This window comes from Arthrobacter agilis, assembly GCF_002953615.1.
Lineage (GTDB): Bacteria > Actinomycetota > Actinomycetes > Actinomycetales > Micrococcaceae > Arthrobacter_D > Arthrobacter_D agilis_B.
The window spans coordinates 3,340,849-3,343,906 of the sequence record NZ_CP024915.1; the positions used below are offsets into that span (position 1 = coordinate 3,340,849).

4 protein-coding genes are annotated in these 3,058 nt (G+C 72.5%); 3 read left to right on the top strand and 1 reads right to left on the bottom strand.

Annotated features, from left to right (window positions below; all coding sequences use genetic code 11):
* The coding region (locus CVO76_RS16415; protein ID WP_208740149.1) for a FadR/GntR family transcriptional regulator at positions 1-348 on the top strand (348 nt) is incomplete at its 5' end.
* 38 nt (positions 349-386) lie between these two features.
* On the opposite strand, the gene CVO76_RS16420 is transcribed toward CVO76_RS16415, so the two are convergent.
* On the bottom strand, positions 387-1,748 hold the full coding sequence (locus tag CVO76_RS16420) for an MATE family efflux transporter (RefSeq protein WP_244186065.1): 1,362 nt from the start codon (positions 1,746-1,748) through the stop codon (positions 387-389).
* Between the two features lie 72 nt (positions 1,749-1,820).
* On the opposite strand from CVO76_RS16420, the gene CVO76_RS17450 reads away from it, so the two are divergent.
* Together CVO76_RS17450 and CVO76_RS16425 are read left to right on the top strand one after the other, a co-directional pair.
* A complete protein-coding gene (locus tag CVO76_RS17450; RefSeq protein WP_244186066.1) occupies positions 1,821-2,177 on the top strand; it encodes a hypothetical protein in 357 nt (118 codons plus the stop codon).
* A gap of 174 nt (positions 2,178-2,351) precedes the next feature.
* On the top strand, positions 2,352-3,058 hold a 707-nt coding region (locus CVO76_RS16425; RefSeq protein WP_208740151.1), incomplete at its 3' end, for a S1C family serine protease.

Sequence of the window (3,058 nt, forward strand, 5' to 3'; positions counted from 1 at the left end):
GCGACGCCGGAGACCGCCGCCGAACTGATCGAGCTCGCCACCCGCCTGCGGGTGCTCGGCGAGGCGGGCCGGGGGCACGAGCAGCCCTACCTCGACGCCGACATCGCCTTCCATGCACTGCTGCTGGCGGCGAGCGGCAACGACATGATGACGTCCCTGCACGGGATCGTGACGGAGGTGCTCGCTGGCCGCACAGACCTCGGCCTCTCGCCGGCCGATCCGGCGCCCGTCTCGTTCGACAACCACGAAGGCGTCGCCCGCGCCATCGCCGACCGGAACGAGGACCTGGCGGAGGAGTACGCGCGGGCCGTCGTCCTGGAGGTGTGGCACGAACTGGGCGACCTCTGAGCCGGGAGTCCCGTCCTGCCCGAGGCGGGCCGTAGCGTCTACCCGGCCCGTTCCGCCCCGCGGCGCGTCGCGCCGGTGACCATCCAGCGGTCGTCCCGGACGCGCCAGCCCAGCGTCGCCGCGCGCGCGAGCATGTAGCCGATGCCGAAGGCGAGCCACAGCCACACGATCCCCTCGCCGCCGGACAGCTCCGCCGTGCCGACGAGGGCCAGCAGCGGCAGGTAGGCGACGAGGTTCACGACGCCGGCCGTGGCAAGGTACCGGGCGTCGCCCGCGCCGATGAGGACGCCGTCGAGCACGAACACGAAGCCGCAGACCGGCTGGGACGCGGCGAGCACCCACAAGCCTGCCGCGAAGGCGGACTGGACGGCCGGGTCGGTGGTGAAGATCCACCCGACGAAGGGAGCCACGGCCGCGAGCAGGCCACCCGTGACAACGCCGAAGCCCACCCCCCACGTGATCATCCGCCGCGTCAGTGCCCGGGCCAGCGGCCGGTTCCCCGACCCCAGCTCCTTGCCGATCAGTGCCTGCGCGGCGATGGCGAGGGCGTCGAGCGCGAAGGCGAGGAAGGTGAAGACCGTCATGACGAGCTGGTGCGAGGCGAGGCTGAGGGGACCCTGCGCGGTCGCGACGAGGACGGTGGCGAGGATCGCCACGCGCAGGGACAGCGTGCGCAGCATGAGCCACGAACCGACGCTCGCCGTGCTGCGGATGCCGCGGAAGGACGGCTTCAGGGGGACCTGCTCCCGACGGGAGGCACGCACGATCATCACGAGGTACACGGCCGCCATCCCCCACTGGGCGAGGCTGGTCCCCAGCGCGGAGCCGGCGACCGACATCCCCGCGCCGTACACGAGCAGGTAGTTGAGGACGATGTTGACGCCGAAGCCCGCGCCCGCGACGACCAGCGGCGTGCGCGTGTCCTGCAGCCCGCGCAGCACCCCGGTGGCAGCGAGCACCACGAGCATGGCCGTCAGCCCCGGCATCGACCAGCGGAGGTAGTCGACCGCGAAGGCGTGGACGGCGCCGTCGGCACCCAGCAGGGAGGCGAGCCCGGGGGCGGCGGCCCAGCCCGCGGCGGAGAGCAGGACCCCGAGCGCGACGGCGAGACCCACGCCGTCGCGCCCTGCAGCGAGCGCCTCGGGCAGACGGCCCGCACCGAGGAGACGGGCGACGGCGGGAGTGGTCGAGTACGCGAGGAAGACCATGAGCCCGACGGCGGTCTGCAGCACCGTGGATGCGAGGCCCACACCGGCGAGCTCGTCGACGCCGAGATGCCCGACGATCGCGGAGTCGGCGAGCAGGAAGAGCGGCTCGGCGATGAGGGCACCGAGCGCCGGCACGGCGAGCCGCAGGATACTGCGGCTGAGCTGACGGTTGCTGGGGAGGGTCTCGTGCACCGTCCCAGCGTAGGCCGAGGGGCCGCAGGGCCTAAGCTGGAACGGCCCGAACCGCCCAGCCACAGGGGAGTCATGAAACTCGGCACCAGGCAGTACCTGGCAGGACTGGTCCTGCTGTTCATCAGCACCCTCTTCGTGCCCCAGGCCGTCTCGGACTTCGCCCGGGCGGAGTCGACGGGCACGCCGGTGCCGGCCGAGGCTCCCCTGCTCCTGGCGATCGGCCTGCTCATCATCCTCGCCGCAGCGGCATGCATCGGCCGGGGCTACTGGCTCACGCACCGCAGGGGAGCTCCACGGAAGTCCCATCCGGAGGACGACCCGGACGAGCCGCTGCTGCGCCCCGGCTACGGGCCGGAGCCCTCGGACCGGGACGCATGGCGCGACCATCCCCTGCGCCGGCACGACCGCGACGACGAAGGAGGGTCCTGACCGCCCGCTGCGCGGGACGCTCCTCCGGTCGCCCTGTCCAGCCCCGGCGGTCCTTTTTTCCTCCTTGTCCGCCGCAGGCCGGCCTTCGTACGGTCTAATCACCCGGAACGCGCACACCGCGCGTCCCGGCCGCCCTGCTGTCCGGACAGCCGGCCATCCGAGGAGGACGCCACCATGATGCCGAAGACCAGGATCCGCACATCGGCGGTCCCGTTGACCCTCGCCCTCCTGCTCGCCGTGACGGCCTGCACCGATACCGGCACTCCCGACCCCGCATCGAGCGCGCCCGCCCAGGTGCAGGGCGGGGGTGCGACCGACAGCTCGTCGGACGGTTCGTCGGACAGCTCGTCCGGGGAGTCGGGCGGGCAGCAGGAGGACCTGAGCATCCCGGACATCGTCGACGCGGTACAGCCGTCGGTGGTCACCATCTTCACCGAGGGCGGCCTGGGCAGCGGCGTGATCTACACCGAGGACGGCCTGATCCTCACCAACGAACACGTGGTCCGCGGCAACGACGACGTCGAGGTCGCCTTCGCCGACGGACAGCGGGTGTCGGGGACCGTGGAGGCGACCGACGCGGTGTCCGACCTCGCACTCGTGCGGGCCGACCGCACGGATCTGCCGGCAGCGACCTTCCAGTCCGGGCTGCCGCGCATCGGTGAACTCGCCGTCGTCATCGGGTCCCCCCTCGGGTTCGAGAACACCGCGACATCGGGCATCATCTCCGGCCTGCACCGGGAGATCCCGGGGTCCGCATCGACCAGCCAGTCGCTCGTCGACCTCATCCAGACCGACGCCGCCATCAGCCCGGGCAACTCGGGTGGCGCCGTCGTGAACGGCCGCGGCGAGATCATCGGCATCCCGCCCCCGCCTCATCTGCC